The organism is Aquimarina sp. TRL1 (assembly GCF_013365535.1).
GTDB classification, from domain to species: Bacteria; Bacteroidota; Bacteroidia; order Flavobacteriales; family Flavobacteriaceae; genus Aquimarina; species Aquimarina hainanensis.
Genome location: NZ_CP053590.1, coordinates 931,327 through 949,507, shown reverse-complemented (window position 1 = coordinate 949,507; position 18,181 = coordinate 931,327). Strand labels below are relative to the sequence as shown.

22 protein-coding genes are annotated in these 18,181 nt (G+C 35.0%); 8 read left to right on the top strand and 14 right to left on the bottom strand.

Going from position 1 to position 18,181, the window contains the following annotated elements:
* Positions 1-13: 13 nt before the first annotated feature.
* The 5 genes from HN014_RS03625 to nrfH form a co-directional block, all read right to left on the bottom strand.
* Positions 14-253: a hypothetical protein gene (locus HN014_RS03625; RefSeq protein WP_176027528.1), complete on the bottom strand. Its 240-nt coding sequence runs from the start codon at positions 251-253 to the stop codon at positions 14-16.
* A gap of 117 nt (positions 254-370) precedes the next feature.
* Positions 371-1,171: a cytochrome c biogenesis protein gene (locus HN014_RS03620; RefSeq protein WP_176027527.1), complete on the bottom strand. Its 801-nt coding sequence runs from the start codon at positions 1,169-1,171 to the stop codon at positions 371-373.
* Positions 1,172-1,176: 5 nt separating this feature from the next.
* The gene (locus HN014_RS03615; RefSeq protein WP_176027526.1) at positions 1,177-2,421 is read right to left on the bottom strand and encodes a cytochrome c biogenesis protein ResB; all 1,245 of its coding nucleotides are present in this window, start codon (positions 2,419-2,421) and stop codon (positions 1,177-1,179) included.
* Between the two features lie 18 nt (positions 2,422-2,439).
* The gene (nrfA, locus tag HN014_RS03610) at positions 2,440-3,930 is read right to left on the bottom strand and encodes an ammonia-forming cytochrome c nitrite reductase (protein ID WP_176027525.1); all 1,491 of its coding nucleotides are present in this window, start codon (positions 3,928-3,930) and stop codon (positions 2,440-2,442) included.
* Positions 3,923-4,540: a cytochrome c nitrite reductase small subunit gene (nrfH, locus tag HN014_RS03605; RefSeq protein ID WP_176027524.1), complete on the bottom strand. Its 618-nt coding sequence runs from the start codon at positions 4,538-4,540 to the stop codon at positions 3,923-3,925. Before nrfH ends, nrfA begins: the two co-directional genes overlap by 8 nt.
* A 216-nt stretch (positions 4,541-4,756) precedes the next feature.
* Here nrfH and glp point away from each other — a divergent pair, with 216 nt between their 5' ends.
* The 8 genes from glp to moaA are packed head-to-tail and all read left to right on the top strand — an operon-like array spanning position 4,757 to position 10,217.
* Complete coding sequence (gene glp / locus HN014_RS03600; RefSeq protein WP_176027523.1) at positions 4,757-5,935, top strand: gephyrin-like molybdotransferase Glp; 1,179 nt, start codon at positions 4,757-4,759, stop codon at positions 5,933-5,935.
* A complete protein-coding gene (locus tag HN014_RS03595) occupies positions 5,932-6,273 on the top strand; it encodes a winged helix-turn-helix domain-containing protein (protein ID WP_176027522.1) in 342 nt (113 codons plus the stop codon). The genes glp and HN014_RS03595 overlap by 4 nt, the downstream gene beginning before the upstream one ends.
* A complete protein-coding gene (locus HN014_RS03590) occupies positions 6,270-7,013 on the top strand; it encodes a sulfite exporter TauE/SafE family protein (protein ID WP_176027521.1) in 744 nt (247 codons plus the stop codon). Before HN014_RS03595 ends, HN014_RS03590 begins: the two co-directional genes overlap by 4 nt.
* A gap of 3 nt (positions 7,014-7,016) precedes the next feature.
* Positions 7,017-7,607 carry a molybdenum cofactor guanylyltransferase gene (locus HN014_RS03585; RefSeq protein WP_176027520.1) on the top strand — a complete coding sequence of 197 codons (591 nt, stop codon included), beginning with the start codon at positions 7,017-7,019 and terminating at the stop codon, positions 7,605-7,607.
* Positions 7,591-7,824: a MoaD/ThiS family protein gene (locus HN014_RS03580; protein ID WP_176027519.1), complete on the top strand. Its 234-nt coding sequence runs from the start codon at positions 7,591-7,593 to the stop codon at positions 7,822-7,824. The genes HN014_RS03585 and HN014_RS03580 overlap by 17 nt, the downstream gene beginning before the upstream one ends.
* Positions 7,825-7,853: 29 nt before the next feature.
* Positions 7,854-8,297 (top strand): molybdenum cofactor biosynthesis protein MoaE, encoded by a 444-nt coding sequence (locus HN014_RS03575; protein WP_176027518.1) that lies wholly within the window; start codon positions 7,854-7,856, stop codon positions 8,295-8,297.
* A gap of 1 nt (position 8,298) precedes the next feature.
* On the top strand, positions 8,299-9,210 hold the full coding sequence (gene moaCB / locus HN014_RS03570) for a bifunctional molybdenum cofactor biosynthesis protein MoaC/MoaB (protein ID WP_176027517.1): 912 nt from the start codon (positions 8,299-8,301) through the stop codon (positions 9,208-9,210).
* The gene (moaA, locus tag HN014_RS03565) at positions 9,210-10,217 is read left to right on the top strand and encodes a GTP 3',8-cyclase MoaA (RefSeq protein ID WP_176027516.1); all 1,008 of its coding nucleotides are present in this window, start codon (positions 9,210-9,212) and stop codon (positions 10,215-10,217) included. Before moaCB ends, moaA begins: the two co-directional genes overlap by 1 nt.
* Before the next feature lie 8 nt (positions 10,218-10,225).
* Here moaA and HN014_RS03560 read toward each other — a convergent pair whose 3' ends face one another.
* The 9 genes from HN014_RS03560 to HN014_RS03520 all read right to left on the bottom strand — a co-directional run bounded on the left by HN014_RS03560 (position 10,226) and on the right by HN014_RS03520 (position 18,178).
* Positions 10,226-10,672, bottom strand: coding sequence for an Rrf2 family transcriptional regulator (locus HN014_RS03560; protein WP_176027515.1), 447 nt, complete (start codon positions 10,670-10,672; stop codon positions 10,226-10,228).
* 154 nt (positions 10,673-10,826) lie between these two features.
* Positions 10,827-12,836 carry a TonB-dependent receptor gene (locus tag HN014_RS03555; RefSeq protein WP_176027514.1) on the bottom strand — a complete coding sequence of 670 codons (2,010 nt, stop codon included), beginning with the start codon at positions 12,834-12,836 and terminating at the stop codon, positions 10,827-10,829.
* Between the two features lie 190 nt (positions 12,837-13,026).
* Positions 13,027-13,872: a hypothetical protein gene (locus tag HN014_RS03550; RefSeq protein WP_176027513.1), complete on the bottom strand. Its 846-nt coding sequence runs from the start codon at positions 13,870-13,872 to the stop codon at positions 13,027-13,029.
* A 200-nt stretch (positions 13,873-14,072) separates the two neighbouring features.
* Positions 14,073-14,372 (bottom strand): hypothetical protein, encoded by a 300-nt coding sequence (locus tag HN014_RS03545; protein WP_176027512.1) that lies wholly within the window; start codon positions 14,370-14,372, stop codon positions 14,073-14,075.
* 157 nt (positions 14,373-14,529) lie between these two features.
* Complete coding sequence (locus tag HN014_RS03540) at positions 14,530-15,312, bottom strand: ABC transporter permease (protein ID WP_176027511.1); 783 nt, start codon at positions 15,310-15,312, stop codon at positions 14,530-14,532.
* Positions 15,305-16,012 carry an ABC transporter ATP-binding protein gene (locus HN014_RS03535; RefSeq protein ID WP_176027510.1) on the bottom strand — a complete coding sequence of 236 codons (708 nt, stop codon included), beginning with the start codon at positions 16,010-16,012 and terminating at the stop codon, positions 15,305-15,307. Before HN014_RS03535 ends, HN014_RS03540 begins: the two co-directional genes overlap by 8 nt.
* Entirely contained in the window at positions 16,009-17,280 is a 1,272-nt protein-coding gene (locus tag HN014_RS03530; RefSeq protein ID WP_176027509.1) for a nitrous oxide reductase family maturation protein NosD, read from the bottom strand. Before HN014_RS03530 ends, HN014_RS03535 begins: the two co-directional genes overlap by 4 nt.
* 20 nt (positions 17,281-17,300) lie before the next feature.
* On the bottom strand, positions 17,301-17,738 hold the full coding sequence (locus HN014_RS03525; protein WP_176027508.1) for a CopD family protein: 438 nt from the start codon (positions 17,736-17,738) through the stop codon (positions 17,301-17,303).
* Complete coding sequence (locus HN014_RS03520) at positions 17,738-18,178, bottom strand: nitrous oxide reductase accessory protein NosL (RefSeq protein ID WP_176027507.1); 441 nt, start codon at positions 18,176-18,178, stop codon at positions 17,738-17,740. Before HN014_RS03520 ends, HN014_RS03525 begins: the two co-directional genes overlap by 1 nt.
* Positions 18,179-18,181: the final 3 nt, after the last annotated feature.

The window sequence follows — 18,181 nt, the reverse complement described above, 5'->3', positions numbered from 1 at the left end:
GTGTACATAACGATTAATCTTTTTGAGGTGTATTAAATCCAGAAACCATGGCTAGTAATTTTAGACTTGGAATTATGTCTAATTTTTCCTTTAGAGAATCTTCTTCTTCTTTGTTGTTCGTCTCTGTAATAACAATTAAAACTTCTTTATTTTCGGCAGGAATTACATCGCAATTTTCTATATAAGATAATGACGCTAATAGTTCTTCTTTTTTTCCTTTATGAGGGTGGGCTAAGTAACTTTTTATAGGCATATCTCTTAGTTTTGGTTGATTTGTTAAAAGTATTTCTTATCAAAAGTGATTTGTATGATAATTGTCATATTTGACTTGTTTATACTTGGTCTAAATAATTGTTTTTAAGGTTTTTAATTATTGTGTGTAAGTGTGTACGCTAGTGTTCGATACAGGTAAGTAATTAACTCCGAACCAGCATATGAGTAATACAATAAATGCAAAAGCTAGAATACTAAGGGCTTGCTTGGATTTGTGCAAATAAAAATAGCGGTAATGAATATATATCAAGTACCCCATCCAAGTTAAAAAAGCCCATACTTCTTTAGGATCCCATGTCCAATAATGCCCCCATGCTTCCTTGGCCCAGAGAGCTCCAAATAACAACCCTAGAGTAAGAAAAGAGAATCCTATATAGACGAGATTGTCTGCCAATTTTAGTGTTTCGGAATCAAAGCGGTTTTTATAATAATCAATTAGCCCTTTTATAGCTACGATACTCGATGCTGCTAAGACAGCATATGAAAATAGATAGACCAATACATGGGGAATAAACCAAGGGCTTTGTAGGGCGGGCATTAACGTTTTTGAATATGTTTCAGGGTGTAAGTAATTAATAATAAGAAAAAGACAGGCCATAGCGATGCTGTATCCCAAAAACCATTTGTATCTCCATCGGATAAAAGTGATGTAACCAACGAGTGGTAAAAATGTAGCATACCAAAGGCGTGTTTCGCCTAGGGTTCGCATAGGAGGCCTGTCTAGTTCTATCCATAATTTTATCACAAACACTAGTAAGATCCCCCAACCGGTAATAAAAACAATGTTGGCTATTTTGAATAAAGCTACTTTTTTGTATGAAAGAAGTAAAAGAAGTAAACCAATACACCAAAGAATGAGAATATTAGTGCTGTATAAGGGAAAATCAATCCAGGTCATAAATTTTATTTTTTAGTTATTTTGTTTCCTACCCAAAATAGGTATAAGGCTCCTGTAATCATCATAAATATTCCTACGTAAATAGCCGGAAGCCAGGGATCTTTTACAAGTTCTAAAACACTGAGATTGGACCACTTTCCCATTCTGTCATCATAACTTAATTGATAGATTTTCCATCCATTGAATAAGAAAGGTTTGTTTACTTCTAAAACGGTACTAATTCGTTTCCCTTCTTTGGTTAAAATATCGATGTCGGAACTAAATTTCTTTGCTTCAGGAATGGTCATTACGATGGAATAGTCATCACTTATCTTTAGAGATTCATAAGGAGATCTAAAACTACCACTGCTGACCCATCCGGTTATTATGGTATCTTTTACAAGATCCTTAATAGTTAACTTAGCGGAAGGAGGGGAGCCAACTTCATTGACTGACACGTATTTGTTTAAGACTCTACCAGAGGAAGGAAGGTATTCGTCAATTACAACTTCAAATTCGTTAAAGTTATATTGCTGTTTAGGAGTTATGAGGTATAGATTTTTGCCATCATTATGCACTAAACTCCCACTAGTATTGTCTACCAAAGCTAGCTTAGGATTATATTCTTCTATTAGAAAATCTTTTAGATAAAACGCAAAAGGAAGTTCTACCGGGTTGTTTTGGATATCTTTGGCAATCCAATTAGGTTTCCCTTCATAAGTGTCAATAGTAATTCGTTGTACATCTCCAGCACCTAGAATTCCCGATAATAAAGCCATGAAGAGCCCCAGATGATTGAGAATAAAACCTGTATTAGACCAACGAAACTGAAGTATTCTTTTGATTGTAATCAACCCTAGACAACTTAGGAATAGAAATAGAGTAAGAAGAAATGCCCAGTTGGTAGTCATGCGGTTTAATCCTAATGTATTGATCACAGCATTATCAGAGGTGGTTTGTGGGATAATACCCATTACCATGACCAGAGTAGTTACTAAAACAATACTGGTTATGGAAGCGGGGACTTTGGTAAGCCAGCGAATGATTTGATAAGAAGAAAACCATTTATAAGCAACATATAATAGGACTATGTATATGATTAAAAAATAAATATTATAGGGATAGGTAAGTGTCAAAGAGCTGGTTTGTCCTGTGAAAACTTCCAGAAAAAAACCGGTTATGATAATTCCCAATCCGATAAAAAAGGATTCAAGGTAACCCCAGGGAGTTTCCCAGAGGTTACGTTGAATGAGGGTGTTTGGCTCACTCATATAATTGTGTAGGTTATATTAATAGGTGCTTTCTCTTTTCTTTGCAGCTTCTTTCCATTTAGGAAGTACTTCGTTTTTAAAAGCCTCTTTTTCTTGTTTTAATTTATCGATAGGGAGTCCTATAAACTTTTGAGCAGCTTCTTTTGTTTCTATAGAGGGATAAGGAACTTCCTCTTTAAAGCCAAGCTCATGTAATAACCTAGCGAGTTGTATTCTTGTCTCTTGCGTAATATCAATTCCTTTAGCGACAACTCGTCCCAATTCTACAGGTGCGTGGAAAGAGCCTCCATGCGATGCAGCAGCATAATCCCATCTCCATTGTCCTAGTCTTATTCCATGTAAGATATCCTTCATTTGTTCTTCTGTAGCACCTAGATCCCAACATTTTTTAGCTTCTACATGTGCTTTTACTAATAGAACTTCTAATTGATCTCTGTTCTCAATAATTCGATCCTGATTATCGAATACATTTTTTATAAGCTCGTCTTTTTCTTCCCTATGGCAGACCTGGCATGAATTGGCAACATTATTTAGTGGTGATTGTATATGATGATCTGTAAACTTCTGACCTCCTTCTGTTTTATATGGCATGTGACAATCAGCACAAGAGACCCCTCTTTGTCCGTGAATTCCCATTTTATATACTTCGTATCCAGGATGCTGAGCCTTAAGCATAGGAGCTTTACTTAATTTATGAACCCAGTCTACATGACCGATACTGTCGTAATATTTTTCCATATCTTCTACAGTCTGCCCTTTATCCCAGGGAAAAACCAAGTAAGGAGTACCTTTTTTATTCGGTAAGTTTTTATCAAAATAATATTCTACATGGCATTGTGCACAAACCAAAGATCGCATTTCATTATGAGAAGCATCCTGGATATTTTTTCCTTGACGATCAAATGCTTCAATAAGTGCAGGGCGAGTGATTTTCAGGTTCATTGTCTCGGAATCATGACAGTCAGCACAGCCTATAGGGTTTATAACTTCTTTTCCTAAACGGGACCATTTTCCTTTGTAGAACTCAGAAACTCCTTGTTCATTCATTACCCTAGGGACGTCAGGAGATTTACATGTCCAGCAGGTAGATGGCATAGGACCATCATTTTCTCCCGTAGGAGCTCCAGTTCTAAGTGTATTGTGTATGTCATCGATGGCATAGACATGCCCTCTTCCTTGATTATAATCTTTAGAAAAACCATATCCTGCCCATAAAACCACAAGCCTAGGATCAATCGCTAGCATATCTATCATGGCATTTCCATTATATTTTGAAACAAAAGAAGAGTCCGCTGTTTTATAGTAAGATTGGAATTCTCTAGGGAAGTTTTTTCCCCATATTTCATTTCTGGGCTCTAGCGGGTTAATTTCAGTTTTTGGAGTATAGGCAAATTTAGCTTCCATTTTGCGTGTTGTAATTGTAGAAACTAACATGCCTAATAAAAATACTATAGTTAATGATGCCAGAAATAGCACCCAGTTTTTCCATGGTTTTCTTTTATTACTCATCGTTTTCAGGGTTTTTGTTTTCAGAATCGTTTAATTGTTTTTCTAGCCATTCCGGGATTGTTTCTTGGTGCTCTTCAGGGATTTTTCCGTAGTATTTAGTAGCGGATAAACTATGGATGCTTCCATGAGGAACTTCTTTGTGACATTCCCAGCATTTTCTCGTTGTTCTATCTTCATAATGGTTTTTAACCATTCCACTTAACCGAGCATCGGTGACTTGATCTTGATGGCATCGAATACAATTGTTTTGTACTACGACATTTCCGGCTTCTTTCATTTTAATAACCTCTGGCTCTCCTCGGGAAGTAAATACAGAAGCATGATATAAACCATCTTTGGCTTTAAACATGTATTTTTTTATCGCATTATCGTGAGGAACATGACAGTCATTACAATTTGCCCATTCTCTGTGAGAACTTTTTTCCCATGTGGTGTATTGAGGAGTCATTACATGACAATTAGCGCATGTTTTCGGGTCGTCAGATAAATACGAAACAGCTTTTGACTCTATCAGAGTATAAATAGTAAGACCTGTTAGTGCTCCGGATAATATAATCACAGGGATTCTCCAAGGTTTCGGGGGGATAAAAAACTGGAATATTTTTTTCATAATTATAATATTAGGATAAAAAGGTCTTTTAATATTTTGAAAGAGTAAAAATCAGATTTATTTTGAGGGATAAATATGACATTTGTCACAATATATTTGTTTAGATTTAATCTAAATAGGTATAGCTTTTTGCAAGAGTAAGAGGTTGTAAACATGATTTTTATCATGTTTTTAAGGAAAAACAGCCGCTATATTTGTGTGTATATAACGAGTATAATGATATCTGTAGAAGAAGCCATACAAAAAGTAGTTAAGACGGTTCAAACTACCACTACATCACAAACTATAAGAGTAAGAGAAGCGGTAGGAGAAATATTGTCAAAAGATGTGATTGCACCAATTAACATGCCTCCTTTTAGGCAGTCTGCAATGGATGGTTATGCATTAAATCTCTATGACAATACTACGTATGAGGTACGGGATGAAGTAAAGGCAGGAGATCAGCACCATCCGGTTTTAGAAAAAGGCGAAGCAGTGCGAATTTTTACCGGTGCAGCTGTTCCTGATACGGCAAATACAGTGATTATGCAAGAACGGGTAGTAATGAATGAGAACACTATTGCTGTAGAAGGACTCGTAAACTTTGGAGATAATATTCGCTTAGAAGGAGAGCAGATTAAGAAAGGAGAAATTGCCTTAAAAAAAGATACAATAATCACTGTTGCAGGTATAGGGTATCTGTTAAGTTTAGGAATACAAGAAATTCAGGTGTATAAAAAACCGTCTATAGGTGTTGTTGTTACAGGTAATGAATTGATAGAACCGGGGAAACCATTATCTACAGGGAAGGTTTATGATAGTAATGGAGGGATGTTAGCCACTGCGTTACAATCACTAGAATATAAAGAAATATCGGAGTATTCTGTAAAAGATCAATATGAAACCACAAAAGAAGTTTTATTAACAGCTCTAAAAGAAAATGATGTAATTGTTTTATCGGGGGGGATTTCTGTAGGAACCTATGATTATGTTGGGAAAGCATTAAAAGAGTTAGGAGTAGAGGAGATATTTTATAAGGTAAAGCAAAAACCAGGGAAACCATTGTTTTTTGGAAGAAGGAAAAACAAAATTGTTTTTGCATTGCCAGGAAATCCCGCAGCAGCGTTAAGTTGTTTTTATTTATATGTATATCCAGCATTAGAAAAATTAAGAGGGAATAAAAATTTTAGTCTAGACAAAAAAGAAGTAACATCTATATCTTCTTTTGAGAAGAAAGGTAACAGAGCTCAGTTTTTAAAAGCCATTTTGGAAGAAAATACTGTGACGATTCTAGAAGGACAGAGTTCGGCTATGTTACAAACATTTGCTGTAGCAAATGCATTGGTCTATATCCCTGAGGAGCGATCGAGAATTATGAAAAATGATACTGTAGAAGTAATATGTTTACCGATATGAAGAATGTAAAAATAAAAAGTAGGATTTGGATAGAAGTGGATGATAATGTGCTTATAGGAGAAGGAAGAGTTCGGCTACTAAAAGCAATAGAAAATACAGGTTCATTGTCTAAGGCAGCAAAGAAATTAAATATGTCTTATAAAAAGGCATGGGACCTTATCTATTCAATGAATAATGCTACCTCTTGTCCGGTTATCACGACGACTATAGGTGGTAAAAATGGAGGAGGAGCAGTATTAACAGAACATGGAAAAACATTAATTGATTTTTTTGAAGAGCTCAACAAAGGATGTTGGGAATACCTAGATCGTCAAAAAGGAGAAATACGGATACGATGATTTTCGAAACAGAAAGTGTTTTGCTTTTTATGATTATTCTTCCATTAGTGTCTTTTTTGTATGCTAGTGTAGGACATGGAGGAGCAAGTGGATATTTGGCATTAATGGCGTTTTTTTCTTTTAGCCCTGAGATGATGAAATCAACGGCGTTATTACTGAATCTATTTGTAGCAGCGATTGCATTTTTTCATTATTACAGAGAAGGTTTTTTTAGGATGAAACTATTTCTGCCATTTGCAATAGCTTCTATTCCGATGGCTTTTATTGGAGGGACTATAGAGATAGAAGCTGCCGTTTATAAAAAAATACTAGGAGTACTGTTGATTTTTGCTATTCTGAAAATGCTTAATGTTTTTGGGAAAGGAACCGCCACTATCAAGGACGTTAAATTATGGCAGGGAATTGTAGTAGGAGGGGGCATTGGTTTGCTCTCTGGTTTAATTGGTATTGGAGGAGGAATTATTCTGAGCCCAGTTATTCTATTATTGCATTGGGGTAAAATGAAGGAAGCTGCAGCAGTTTCAGCTCTTTTTATTTGGGTGAATTCCGCTGCGGGACTTATTGGACAATTTAGTAAGGGAATAACTTTGAATAATATCTCATTTATTTGGGTGCTTTTCGCATTAGCAGGAGGTTTCTTAGGGGGGTATTTTGGAAGTAAGAGATTTAGTAATGCAGGGTTGAGGTATGTATTAGCCTTAGTATTAGTATTGGCTTCAGTAAAGTTATTTATAATCTAAAAAATGAAAGAGTCTTCCAAGGACGTTACCGGAATTATCCTGGCAGGGGGCAAAAGTAGTCGGATGGGAACAGATAAAGGTTTTATAAAGTATCGTTCAAAATACTTTATAACACATATTATAGAAGCTATGGAGCCAATAGTTCGTGATATTATTATTGTTAGTGATTGCGCTGATTATGATATTTTTAATAAACAAAGAGTTGAAGATGAAATAAAAAATGCAGGCCCTTTGGCAGGAGTGTATACAGGTTTAAAACATACCAGAACAGCCTATAATCTAATAGTAAGTTGTGATGTTCCTTTGATCAAGACAGCTGTACTGACAAAATTATTAGAACAAAGAACTGAAGAAACACAAGTAATACAGTTACAAGGAGAAAATAAAACAATGCCCCTATTGGCCTTGTATAAAAAGGAATGTGAACAGAAGTGCTTAGAGTTGTTAGAACGTGGAGAGAGACGGATGAAAGTAGCAATAGCTGAGTTTAAAACAAAAACAATAGAAATAGAAAAAGAAGAGTGGTTACGTTCTATGATAAATGTAAATACTCCGGAAGATCTAAAGAATATAAGCCATGGAATTGACGATTAAATATTTTGGAATGTTAGCAGAAGTTACTAAATGTGGAGAAGAAAAATTAGACTGTGCAGCCAAAACAATAGAAGAACTTCTAGATTTTCTTTTTGTAAAATACCCAGACCTAAAAGGAAAAGAGTTTAAAGTGGCCCAGGGACAGGAGTTTGTTTCTCTTGAGGCGCCGTTAGCAGAAACAGAGCTTGTATTGTTGCCGCCATTCTCAGGAGGATAATAAATGAATTTTAAACAAAACACATAGACATGAATAAAAAAAACCTCAAAAACATTTTTGTAGAAGGGGCTATTTCTACAAAATTTATTGGAGAATCAATAGCAAAGCATCAAACAAAAACGACTATTGGAGCACATGATATTTTTTTAGGACAGGTGAGAGCGGATATTATTGATGGAAAAAAAGTAACCGCAATAGAATATACTGCCTATGAAGAAATGGCAAACCTAAAGGCTCATGAAATAAGAGAAGAAACTTTTGATAAGTTTGACCTGACCTGTATGCATGTGTATCACAGTAAAGGGATAGTGAAATCAGGGGAGATTTGTTTGTTTGTGTTTGTCTCTTCTCCAAAGAGAAAGGAAGCATTTAGAGCAATAGAATACCTAGTAAATGAAATAAAGGCAAATATTCCTGTTTTTGGAAAAGAAATATTCGATGATGCTTCGCATCAATGGAAAGTGAATACATAATATGGTAGATATCACACATAAACAGACAACACTTAGAACTGCTGTAGCTCAGGCAACGGTAAAAGTGAGTAAATCCGAAACAATCACAGCAATCAGGAAGAATACTGTCCCTAAAGGAGATGTATTATCGATGAGTAAAGCTGCAGGTTTATTAGGAGTGAAGCAAACACCTAATTTATTACCAGATTGCCATCCGATACCGATTGAATATACCAGTATTGAATATGAGATTAACGAATTGGAAATAGAGATACTGTTTACGGTAAAGACAATTTATAAAACAGGAGTAGAGGTAGAAGCAATGCATGGGGCTAGCGTAGTAGCACTAAATATGTACGATATGCTAAAACCAATTGATAAAGGAATCGAAATTAAGGAAATCAAGCTCTTAGAGAAAAAAGGAGGGAAATCAGATTTTAAAGATCGTTTTAGAAAAGATCTTACCGCTACAGTAATCGTATGCTCAGATACTATCTCGGCTGGACAAAAAGAAGATAAAGCCGGGAAAGCTATTATCACTGTATTAGAAGAAAACGAGGTGTCAATATCGAAGTATATTGTTATACCAGATGAAATAGAAGAGATAGCGCTTTGTGCAAAAAAATATGCAGAACAAAATATTGATTTAATTATATATACGGGAGGAACGGGGCTATCTAAAAGAGATGTTACCCCAGAAGCACTTTTACCGTTATTGGATAGAAGAATTCCGGGGATTGAAGAAACAATTAGACGGTATGGTCAGGAGCGGACCCCTTATGCTATGTTATCCAGAAGTGTAGCCGGGACCTTAAAAAACAGCTTGGTTTTAGGACTCCCTGGATCCACTAATGGAGCAAAAGAATCAATGGAAGCTGTTTTCCCAGCAATACTTCATCTTTTTAGAATTTTTAAAGGAGCAAGACACGATTGATGAAAGAAATAAAAAATATATTAACCGATACTCATCAACGAAAACATTCGTATCTGAGAATTTCATTGACAGAACGTTGTAATCTTCGATGTACTTATTGTATGCCCTCTGAAGGAGTTCATTTATCCCCAAAATCTTGTCTGATGACAGCTGATGAGGTCTATGAAATAGCAAAAGTTTTTGTGAAAAATGGAGTTACAAAAATTAGATTAACAGGAGGGGAACCACTTATCCGAAAAGATATTCATCAGATACTAGAAAAATTAGCTTCTTTACCTATTAATCTTGCGATTACAACAAATGCTGTTGTCGTTGATAGGTTTATTCCTGTTTTTAAAAGAGTGGGAATTAGAGACGTTAATGTTAGTTTAGATTCTCTGAATGAGAGAAAGTTTAAAGATATTACAAGAAGAAATTATTTTGATAGAGTATATACTAATATTTTTAAATTATTGAACGCTAATTTTCATGTAAAGATCAATATTGTATTGATAAAAGGCTTTAATGAAGATGAAATTATCAATTTTATTCGATTAACTAAAGATTTGGATGTAACGATTCGTTTTATAGAGTTTATGCCTTTTGATGGAAATAGATGGAATATTGATAAAATGGTTTCTTACCAAACGATAATGAAGACTGTAAAAAACTATTTTTCCGAAAGATTGATTGTCAAAGAAAAAGATGCTCCAAATGACACTGCTGTTCACTACAAAATAGGAGGTTATACAGGGAAATTCGCAATTATTAGTTCTGTGACAAACCCATTTTGTGATTCATGTAATAGGATAAGAATTACGGCTAATGGATACTTGAAAAATTGCTTGTTTTCGGCAACGGAATCAGACTTGTTAAGCCCTTTGCGAGAGGGGAAATCGATAGAGTCAATAATTCAAAAAAGCTTTTTGCTTAAAGAAAAAACAAGAGGAGGAATGAATACCTTAGAGGAATTAAAGAATCCAGTACTACATACGAGAAACCGAAGTATGACAATTATAGGGGGGTAGTTTTCTACTTAGTTGTTAAACCCTTTTAAAGAAATAACAGTACCGTTTTCCTTAATCTCTTCCACAAGACTGGCAATGGTTTTATCTCTAAAATCATTTAAAATTAATTTTTTAAAAGGAGATACAAATCGATGTGCAGGACAGGGGTTTTCATCATCACAGGAAGATAACCCTAAAAAGCATTGATCAAACTTATCTGTTCCGTCGATTGTTTTTATAATATCCCAAACCGACTTTTCTTTATTTTTTTTATCTAAGAAAAAACCTCCCTTAGGTCCTTTACTAGAAGAGACAAGCTTATTGGTTACTAATTGTTGAAGGAGTTTAGCAAGAAAAGGTTGAGGAGTCTCGATTTCTTCAGCAACTTTTTTTACGCCAATTTTATGAGTTTCATCACTGTGTATCGCTAGATATAGGATAGAACGTATTGCATATTTGCATGCATTAGATAACATAATCGGTTTGGTTTTGCTTTCAAAAATAATAAAAGATATTTTTATCTTTATTATGAGCAATGCTTTTCATGAAATAAACAACAGGTTTTTACTCAATAACAGAGGTATAAATGTTTCAGGATTTGTTTCAAAGAGATTCTTCCAAAAATGATCTTTATTGAAGAATGTATGAAAGGTTTACAAAAAAGTTCCTTCCCTGTCTAGGGATATTATTCCAGTCAGCATAGGTAGAATATGTCGTGTCCAGGATATTTTCAATACCATATTTAAGCACGGTTTTATGTTCTTTGATATAAAACTGATTTCCCATTGTTAGGTTCAGGATGGCAAATGATGGGGTCTTGTCCTCTCCGTAAGTGGGGCTATAGGATGTCTGCTCCACATTTCCTTTGAGCTGTATAGCGGCGTTAAATGTAGGGAGTTTATAAGAAACCTGGATCTGATATGAAAGAGGACTGATCAGTGGCAGGTTAGCACCATTACTTCCCTGACCGTAATTAAATCCGATAGCTGTATATAGTGAAATTTGATCTGAAAGCGTATAGGTACTATTTAAGGTAGACTTAAAGATAGAGGCATACGCTAGAGAGTTGTATACCCGAACTCCATTTGCTCCAATGGTCATCGGACTTATAGCGGGATTGATCTCTCCGATAATATAATCCATAAGATGAAAATAAGCAGCTTCTGCGCTGATTTTTAGCTTCTTTTTCTCGAAATTAGCTTTGAGTGAGAAGTCTACCGATTTTTCTTTTTTTAGCGCTGGGTTTCCTATATAATCATAACCATCAAAGCTATTGAACAGAAAGAAACCATAGCCTTCGCTCACAGAAGGAGCTCTTTCTCCATATCCGATCCCAAAAGAAAGGTCTGCAGTAGCTGTTTTTTTTTGATAATTAGCAGAAAAACTATTGAGAATCCGTTGTTTAGAGTCTGATATGAAAGGATAAAAGATTCGAAGACTTTCTAAGCCGGTTTGATTTTTAATAGTGTTCTTATGATATCCGATACGAGTAGTAAGGTGTAGTTTATCCGTATCAGTAAGTTCGATTTTGTCTTTTGCAAAAAAACCAGTATTAAAAGTTCTTACATCTGGCCAGGTATACATAAACATACGCTGCTCATCAGGAGTATTAGGGTACATTGTCATTTCTGCGAGTGATCGGTTATAATGAGCGGTAAGGTTAAATTGAAGGCTGTGTTGTTCTTTCTTCAATGCCATTTTGGAATACCCTCCATAGGTATCACTCCACCCAGGCATGTCCATACGTATTGGAACATCAGGTCGCTTTGTATCATCCATGATGTGAGTTACCGAATTGTAATAGAGTTTTGTTTCCCAATCTTTGATCATAGTATCATCGTTTTGGTATTTATATGCGAGAGAAGAAATAGATGCTTTGGCTAGAGAGACATCCATAGGCAATGCCGGATAGCCTACATCAGATGCTCGGTCATAAATATAGGTGACTTCTATGCTTTGATATTCCGATATTTTATAAGCAGTTAATACAGAGATATTGTACTTTTCGAATTGAGAGAATAAAACTTCGTTGTTATTACCCGCATAGTAGTTATCAGACTTTCTATAGATGATATCCCCACTTACGAAAAAATTATTTCCGGAATAAGAGAGAGCCGTTCCGGTAGTTTTGTAGTGACTGTTTGTTTCATATCCAAGATCAAAACTGCTCTTGAACCCTGTGTTTTTATAGGTTGCTTCTGGAAGTGTTAAGTCAATTCCTCCTCCAATTGTATTGGTGTTTTCTGCTCCTTCCTGACCAGAATAAACCGTCACTTTTTCCAGATTAGAAACATCTACATATGAGGTAACCGGATCCATTTTGTCGGTACAGGCTCCATAAATTTGCATTCCATCAATAGTAATCGATAATCGATCTGTGGTCATGTTATTTAGCGAAGGTTCCCAGGCATAATTTCCTCGCTTAATCATGTTGATGTGCAGGGAGTTCTCTAAATATTGATCAATCCCTGATACAATTTTTTCTTGCTGATAGTTACTGAGTTTTCTCCTGCTAATAATGGTGATTTCATCTAATTGAGTGATTGGAATTTCTTTTTTTTCTGGAAGTTCAGATTGTGATTGAATCCCCCAAATACTACTAAAAAAGATTCCGAGGATGCAGTTATGTATTTTTTTCATGTTTTAAAACATATTGAATAAGAAGATATAGCACTCTATACGACCTCATTATAGAAATGAGGTAGTGCCGCTATTCTTTTGGAGTTGAGGGTTTTTCGATAAAAAATGCCCTCTTTATTTTTGTGAAATAGGAGTAATAGCCCCAGGTTTTATTCCGGGGCATTTATAAGTCATCAGAGCTGATTTTAGATCAAAACTCTATTTCCAGATATAAACTGCTTTGTAAGTGATCAGTCGTTATATCCTCTCCTTTAAGAAGCATTCCCTGATCATTTATAAGTTTTAGGTTCAGTACCCAATACCCAGACATAGTTAATGATAACCTTCCATGATACATAGTATCAATATCACTGTAGATGAGATCTTCATTATTAGGAGAGCTGTGATTTCCCATAGAAGGCATTCTGGGGTCCAGAGCTATGGAATAATTTTTCACTACGGGAAATGAAAAAGCATCTTCCATAGTGTAGATACCTATTTTTACATCATTAACTGCAATTTTGGGAACTGATGGGGCTATCAAAGCAATAATGTATTTGGTATCATCACTACCTGTAATAGTAGTTACATTTTGTCTGTTACTTTGTCCAACCAGTAGGGGGGCTTTTGCTTCATAGGAACTATCATTAATCGTATAAGAAATGTTCAGTGTCCATCCGCTCATGTCCATATGAGTCATTTGATAAATAATATACCCGTTATAGAGGGTGTTTTTTCCTGGAACCTTGGAAATGGTAGATTTTGGACAAGAGTGTTTCATCGTTGGCATCGTCATAACCGGATTCCATGTTAGTGAAGCATTTTCTATATAGGTATTGTCCGAGTTATTTTTAATGCGCAAGCTAATATCATTATAGCCGGTACTAAAATGACCTGTATCGGTATACAGTTCTATTGTATGGGTATCGTTGGTAATTTCCTGAACTTTTTTCAAAGATTCAATTTCATCTATTATAGTTATATCTGTGTCATCGTCAGAACAGGATATGTGGATCAAAAAGAAGAATATAGGGAATAAATAGTGTGTAAATTTCATGTTTTTATGTTTTTAATAGTGTAGCATCTGATACGAGTTGTAAAAAAATAATGTACAGCTTATCATCCTCAATCAATGATGAAAAAATAGGATGACCAGAATCCGCTACAGGCTTATAATTCTTATGAGATGATTGTATAAAAGATCACCACATAAGGAGAATGTGTATGATTACACTAGAAATAGTGTATGAAAAATGCTTACACAGTAATAGGTGGGGGTACTTCTATTTCGTAAAATTGCTTAATAGGTTTTTCTAATGTCTGACAGCTGATTAGAGCTGATGTTTTAATCGAAATTGTATTGAGAAAATACATTGGAGCAGGAGGAAGATATCGCAAAGAAACTACATAGTTTTCTTCCTGACCCAGCGGAATACCAGAAGGTGTTTTCTTACTGTTTGCTCTTAGCATTTTTCTCAATTGACATTTTCCGTTACATCCTTTGGGAGCTTCTTTTTGTACACATAGTGTTGCCGCAATTACCTTTTGATTAATCATAAAATCAGTAAGTATGATTACTGTATTTATGTTATAAGTTAATACGATAAAACCTAATAATAGGGCTATTATTCTATGTAGATAAAAGGGGTTCACAAAGACAAAATTATTAAAAAAAGAAGCACTGTATATGATAAAAATCAGTAATAGCCTAAGCTTAGAAATCTTTTCTTTTTGATTTAAAAATAATTCGAGAAACGGGAAGCACCACCCAAAGAAATAAGACCACAGATGAAATGATAAACCCAAGGCTGGTACCGAAGAATTTTTTAAACACAGCCCCTGTATATCCTAGAAGAGCAGAGATATCCAGTTTTAATAAAATAAGTGTTCTCGATAAGTCAATAGGATTTAGAATGGTCCCGAATAGCGATAGCTTATCTAAAGGGTAATCTTCAAACAAAATTAATGACATTAAAAAGATACCGTCATAAATGATAGCCATAAATAGCCACAAAAGAATGGCGTATCCAAACCCCTTTATTTTGTTGTTATTGGATAACGCGATATTAAAAGCTAGTGCTGTAAAAATAAAGGTGAGAAAACTTCCTGTAATAAGAAGGAGAGAAAAATCCCAAATGGCATCTGAAAAAAATAATCCGTAGGCGGCAAAGGGAATTCCAATTCCTATAATCAGACTCATGGACAAAGAGAGTGAAACTCCGAGATACTGCCCCAGAAAAATGGCTTCACGTCGTAGCGGTTGAGCCAGTAATAACCCAACAAATTCTTTGGAATTGTAGTAATACATAACTCCAAAAACGGTTCCGATAAGCGGGACAATAAGGATGATCACATTCATTAATGTTATAACTGCTTTAGACAGGTCATTGTTAAGGAATAACAGGACGGAAGCAAGGAGCAGGTAGAATAGAAAATAAACATAGCTCCAGCGGCTACGCATTAAATCGTAAAAACTATATTTTAATATTTTAAGCATGATGTAATTCTAATATGGATGCGATTGCATGTTCAAAATCTGTTTTTTGTGTTTTTTGTTTTAGAGTAGGGATGGAGCCTTTAAAATAGATCTGTCCTTCTAGTATAAAGACAATTTCATCAGCGATTTCTTCTACGAAACTCATAATATGAGAAGTGACTAAGATGGTCTTGTTTTTCTCTTTTTCATCTTCGATCAATGCTTTTAAACGTATCAAGGAGATTGGATCTAATCCTGTTGTAGGTTCATCTAGTATAACAATTGGGCTATCAAACATAAAAGTGAGAACAATGTTTACTTTTTGTTTTGTTCCCCCGGAGAGCTCTCCTAATTTTTTATCCAGAAACGGAGTCAGCTTAAAAAGAGAAATTAATTCCTCATCCAGTTGGGTAGCTCCCCGGAGATCCTTAATCATTGTAATGAGCTCTTTGACTTTTAGATTACTGGGGAAATTGGCAATTTGCGGCAAATAGTCAATTTGCTTTCTGTAATTCCAATTATTCTGTATAGGTTGTCCCATAACCATTATATCACCTGATGAGGGAGTAATCATACCTAATACACTCTTAATTAAAGTTGTTTTTCCCGAACCATTGGGTCCTAGGATGGCAAATACCCCTCCTTTATTAATAGTCAGGTTAATGCCAGTCAATACCTTATTTTTCTGATAACTTTTATGTAAATTCTTTATTGCAATCATAATACTTTCTTCATTAAGGGGTGTTGATCGATAAGCTTATCAGGAGTAAAGACAGGAGAGACTTTCTCAGAGAAATCGATGATATCGATAAAGAGACTACGTAATAGTATGATGGTTTCTGGAGTCCTGTTAACGATGTATGAAAATAATTTTACAGGTCTGTATCCGACATCCCCAATATTATTTTTATCTAAATCATACCCAGTATAATTACTCCAGTAATTCTTATCGAATAGATTATCGTTTAATTTACTGTTGTATGAAATATCGAAAGAGTTATATAAAAAATTGTTATGAGTAAACGTATTGGTATAACATGCTCCCCGAACTTTAATAGCCCATCCATTGGTGATAAAATTATTTTTCGTGTAGCGTATTCTGTTGGATCCTTCTATATTAATTCCAATGGTGTTTTCTTCGAATGTATTTCCGATGATCTCAGCATCATTTATTTCCTTGAGGAGCATTCCGTAGGATGCCGTACCCCAGTTTTTCCGGAAGAAGTTATTTGTCATCTTAATACGTCTGGAGAACATGACCGCTACACCTGCACCATTTAACTCAAAAATGTTTTGATCGTAACTATCGTCATTAGAAAACATAAAGTGAAGACCATAACGGATATTTTTTGTGCTGGTATTGTTTTTTATGGTGCAGTAATTAGAAAATTCCAGGTAGATACCATCTCTTACCTGCTGTATAAAGTTATGTGCTATTTCTATGTGATGACTATACCAGAGTTGAATCCCGTTTCCCGAATTGTGTTCTTCGACAGCATTTCCGATAATTTTATTGTGGTAAATTTTTCCATGATTAGATTTTTCTATATAAATACCGAAAAAGAGGCGTTCCAAAACTATATTCCGAATTGTGAAATGGTTGCTTTTTCGCACTCGTATAGCTGCAAAGTCTTCTGTATAGCTAATACCTACATTAATAATAAACAAGCCGTCAACGGTCACATGATCAGACGTAATAGTGATAATTTCTCCTTGTTGCTCTCCATCAATGACAGGGTATTGTTTACCGATAAGACTAAGGGGTTTATCGATTACAATATCAAATTCTTTATAGGTTCCCTTTTGGATATAAATAGTGTCATAAGCATGGGCTGATGCAATAGTTTCTTTGATAGAAGTATGAGTACAACTATGACATACAGAGAATGTTTCTGCGTATGTGTTTTTAGCGCTTCCTATTAAAAATAAAAACAATAAAAGGCGTAAATAGCGAAATGAATGATGGTATGTATGTATTCTTATAGTCATTTGTATTAGGAACAATAGAATTAGGGGTTAAAAATCCCACCACTTCTCAGGCTAAAACCAACCAGTACGAATAATACAGAAGTAATAGTAACTGCGATAATGTGATAGGCTAAGGGTTTTAATTTTTGTTTAGGGATAAGGACGAACCTGGCGTGTAATGCGAGGCATATGGTACATAAAAGAAGCCCAAGTTTTATAAGAATGTGTTTTATAAAGTGATTTTCAAAATCGAAAGTGAATAAATCAGGAGCATATATGGTTGTCATATATATTCCTGTGATGACAAGTATAAATAAGGAAGGGATTCCAATACGTTCGTACCTGGTTTCAAAACTCTCTATGATTTTGAAATCATTATTGCGTAGTGCTTTAGGAAGAAATGTCAAAGCTAATATAAGGTGACCTCCTGTCCATATGGTAGCACTGATGATATGAATAAATATTACAATTTTTAGCATTATTGGGTGTTGTTTTTAAGAGTTGACAGGAGCTTGTTCCAGGAGTATATATTTCCTCCTTTTTTTGCCTGAACAGAGTCTGCGTCTTTTGGGTTTTCAAAGGCTGATAAGTAGGCTCCCATCGGACTGGGGATTTGCTCGGTGATTAAAAAAGTTGCTTTTGTGGCATCTATTAATAATTCTGGTTTGGTATAATCTACAGTGAGGTAAGAGCCGATAGAGGAGGTGTCTACTGTTTTTATATGGTTGATCATACATTCGGTAGCATCAAACTTAAATACTTTTCCTTTTCTGGTTACAATTTCTGCTGCATGTCTTTTATCTACAATAGTCATTGTACAGGAATAACACATGTCTGTTCCGTAATGAATAGGCTTGGGACCTGTATTACATGAAGTCAACAGTATAGAAATAAAAGAAATGAATAATACTTTTTTCATGAT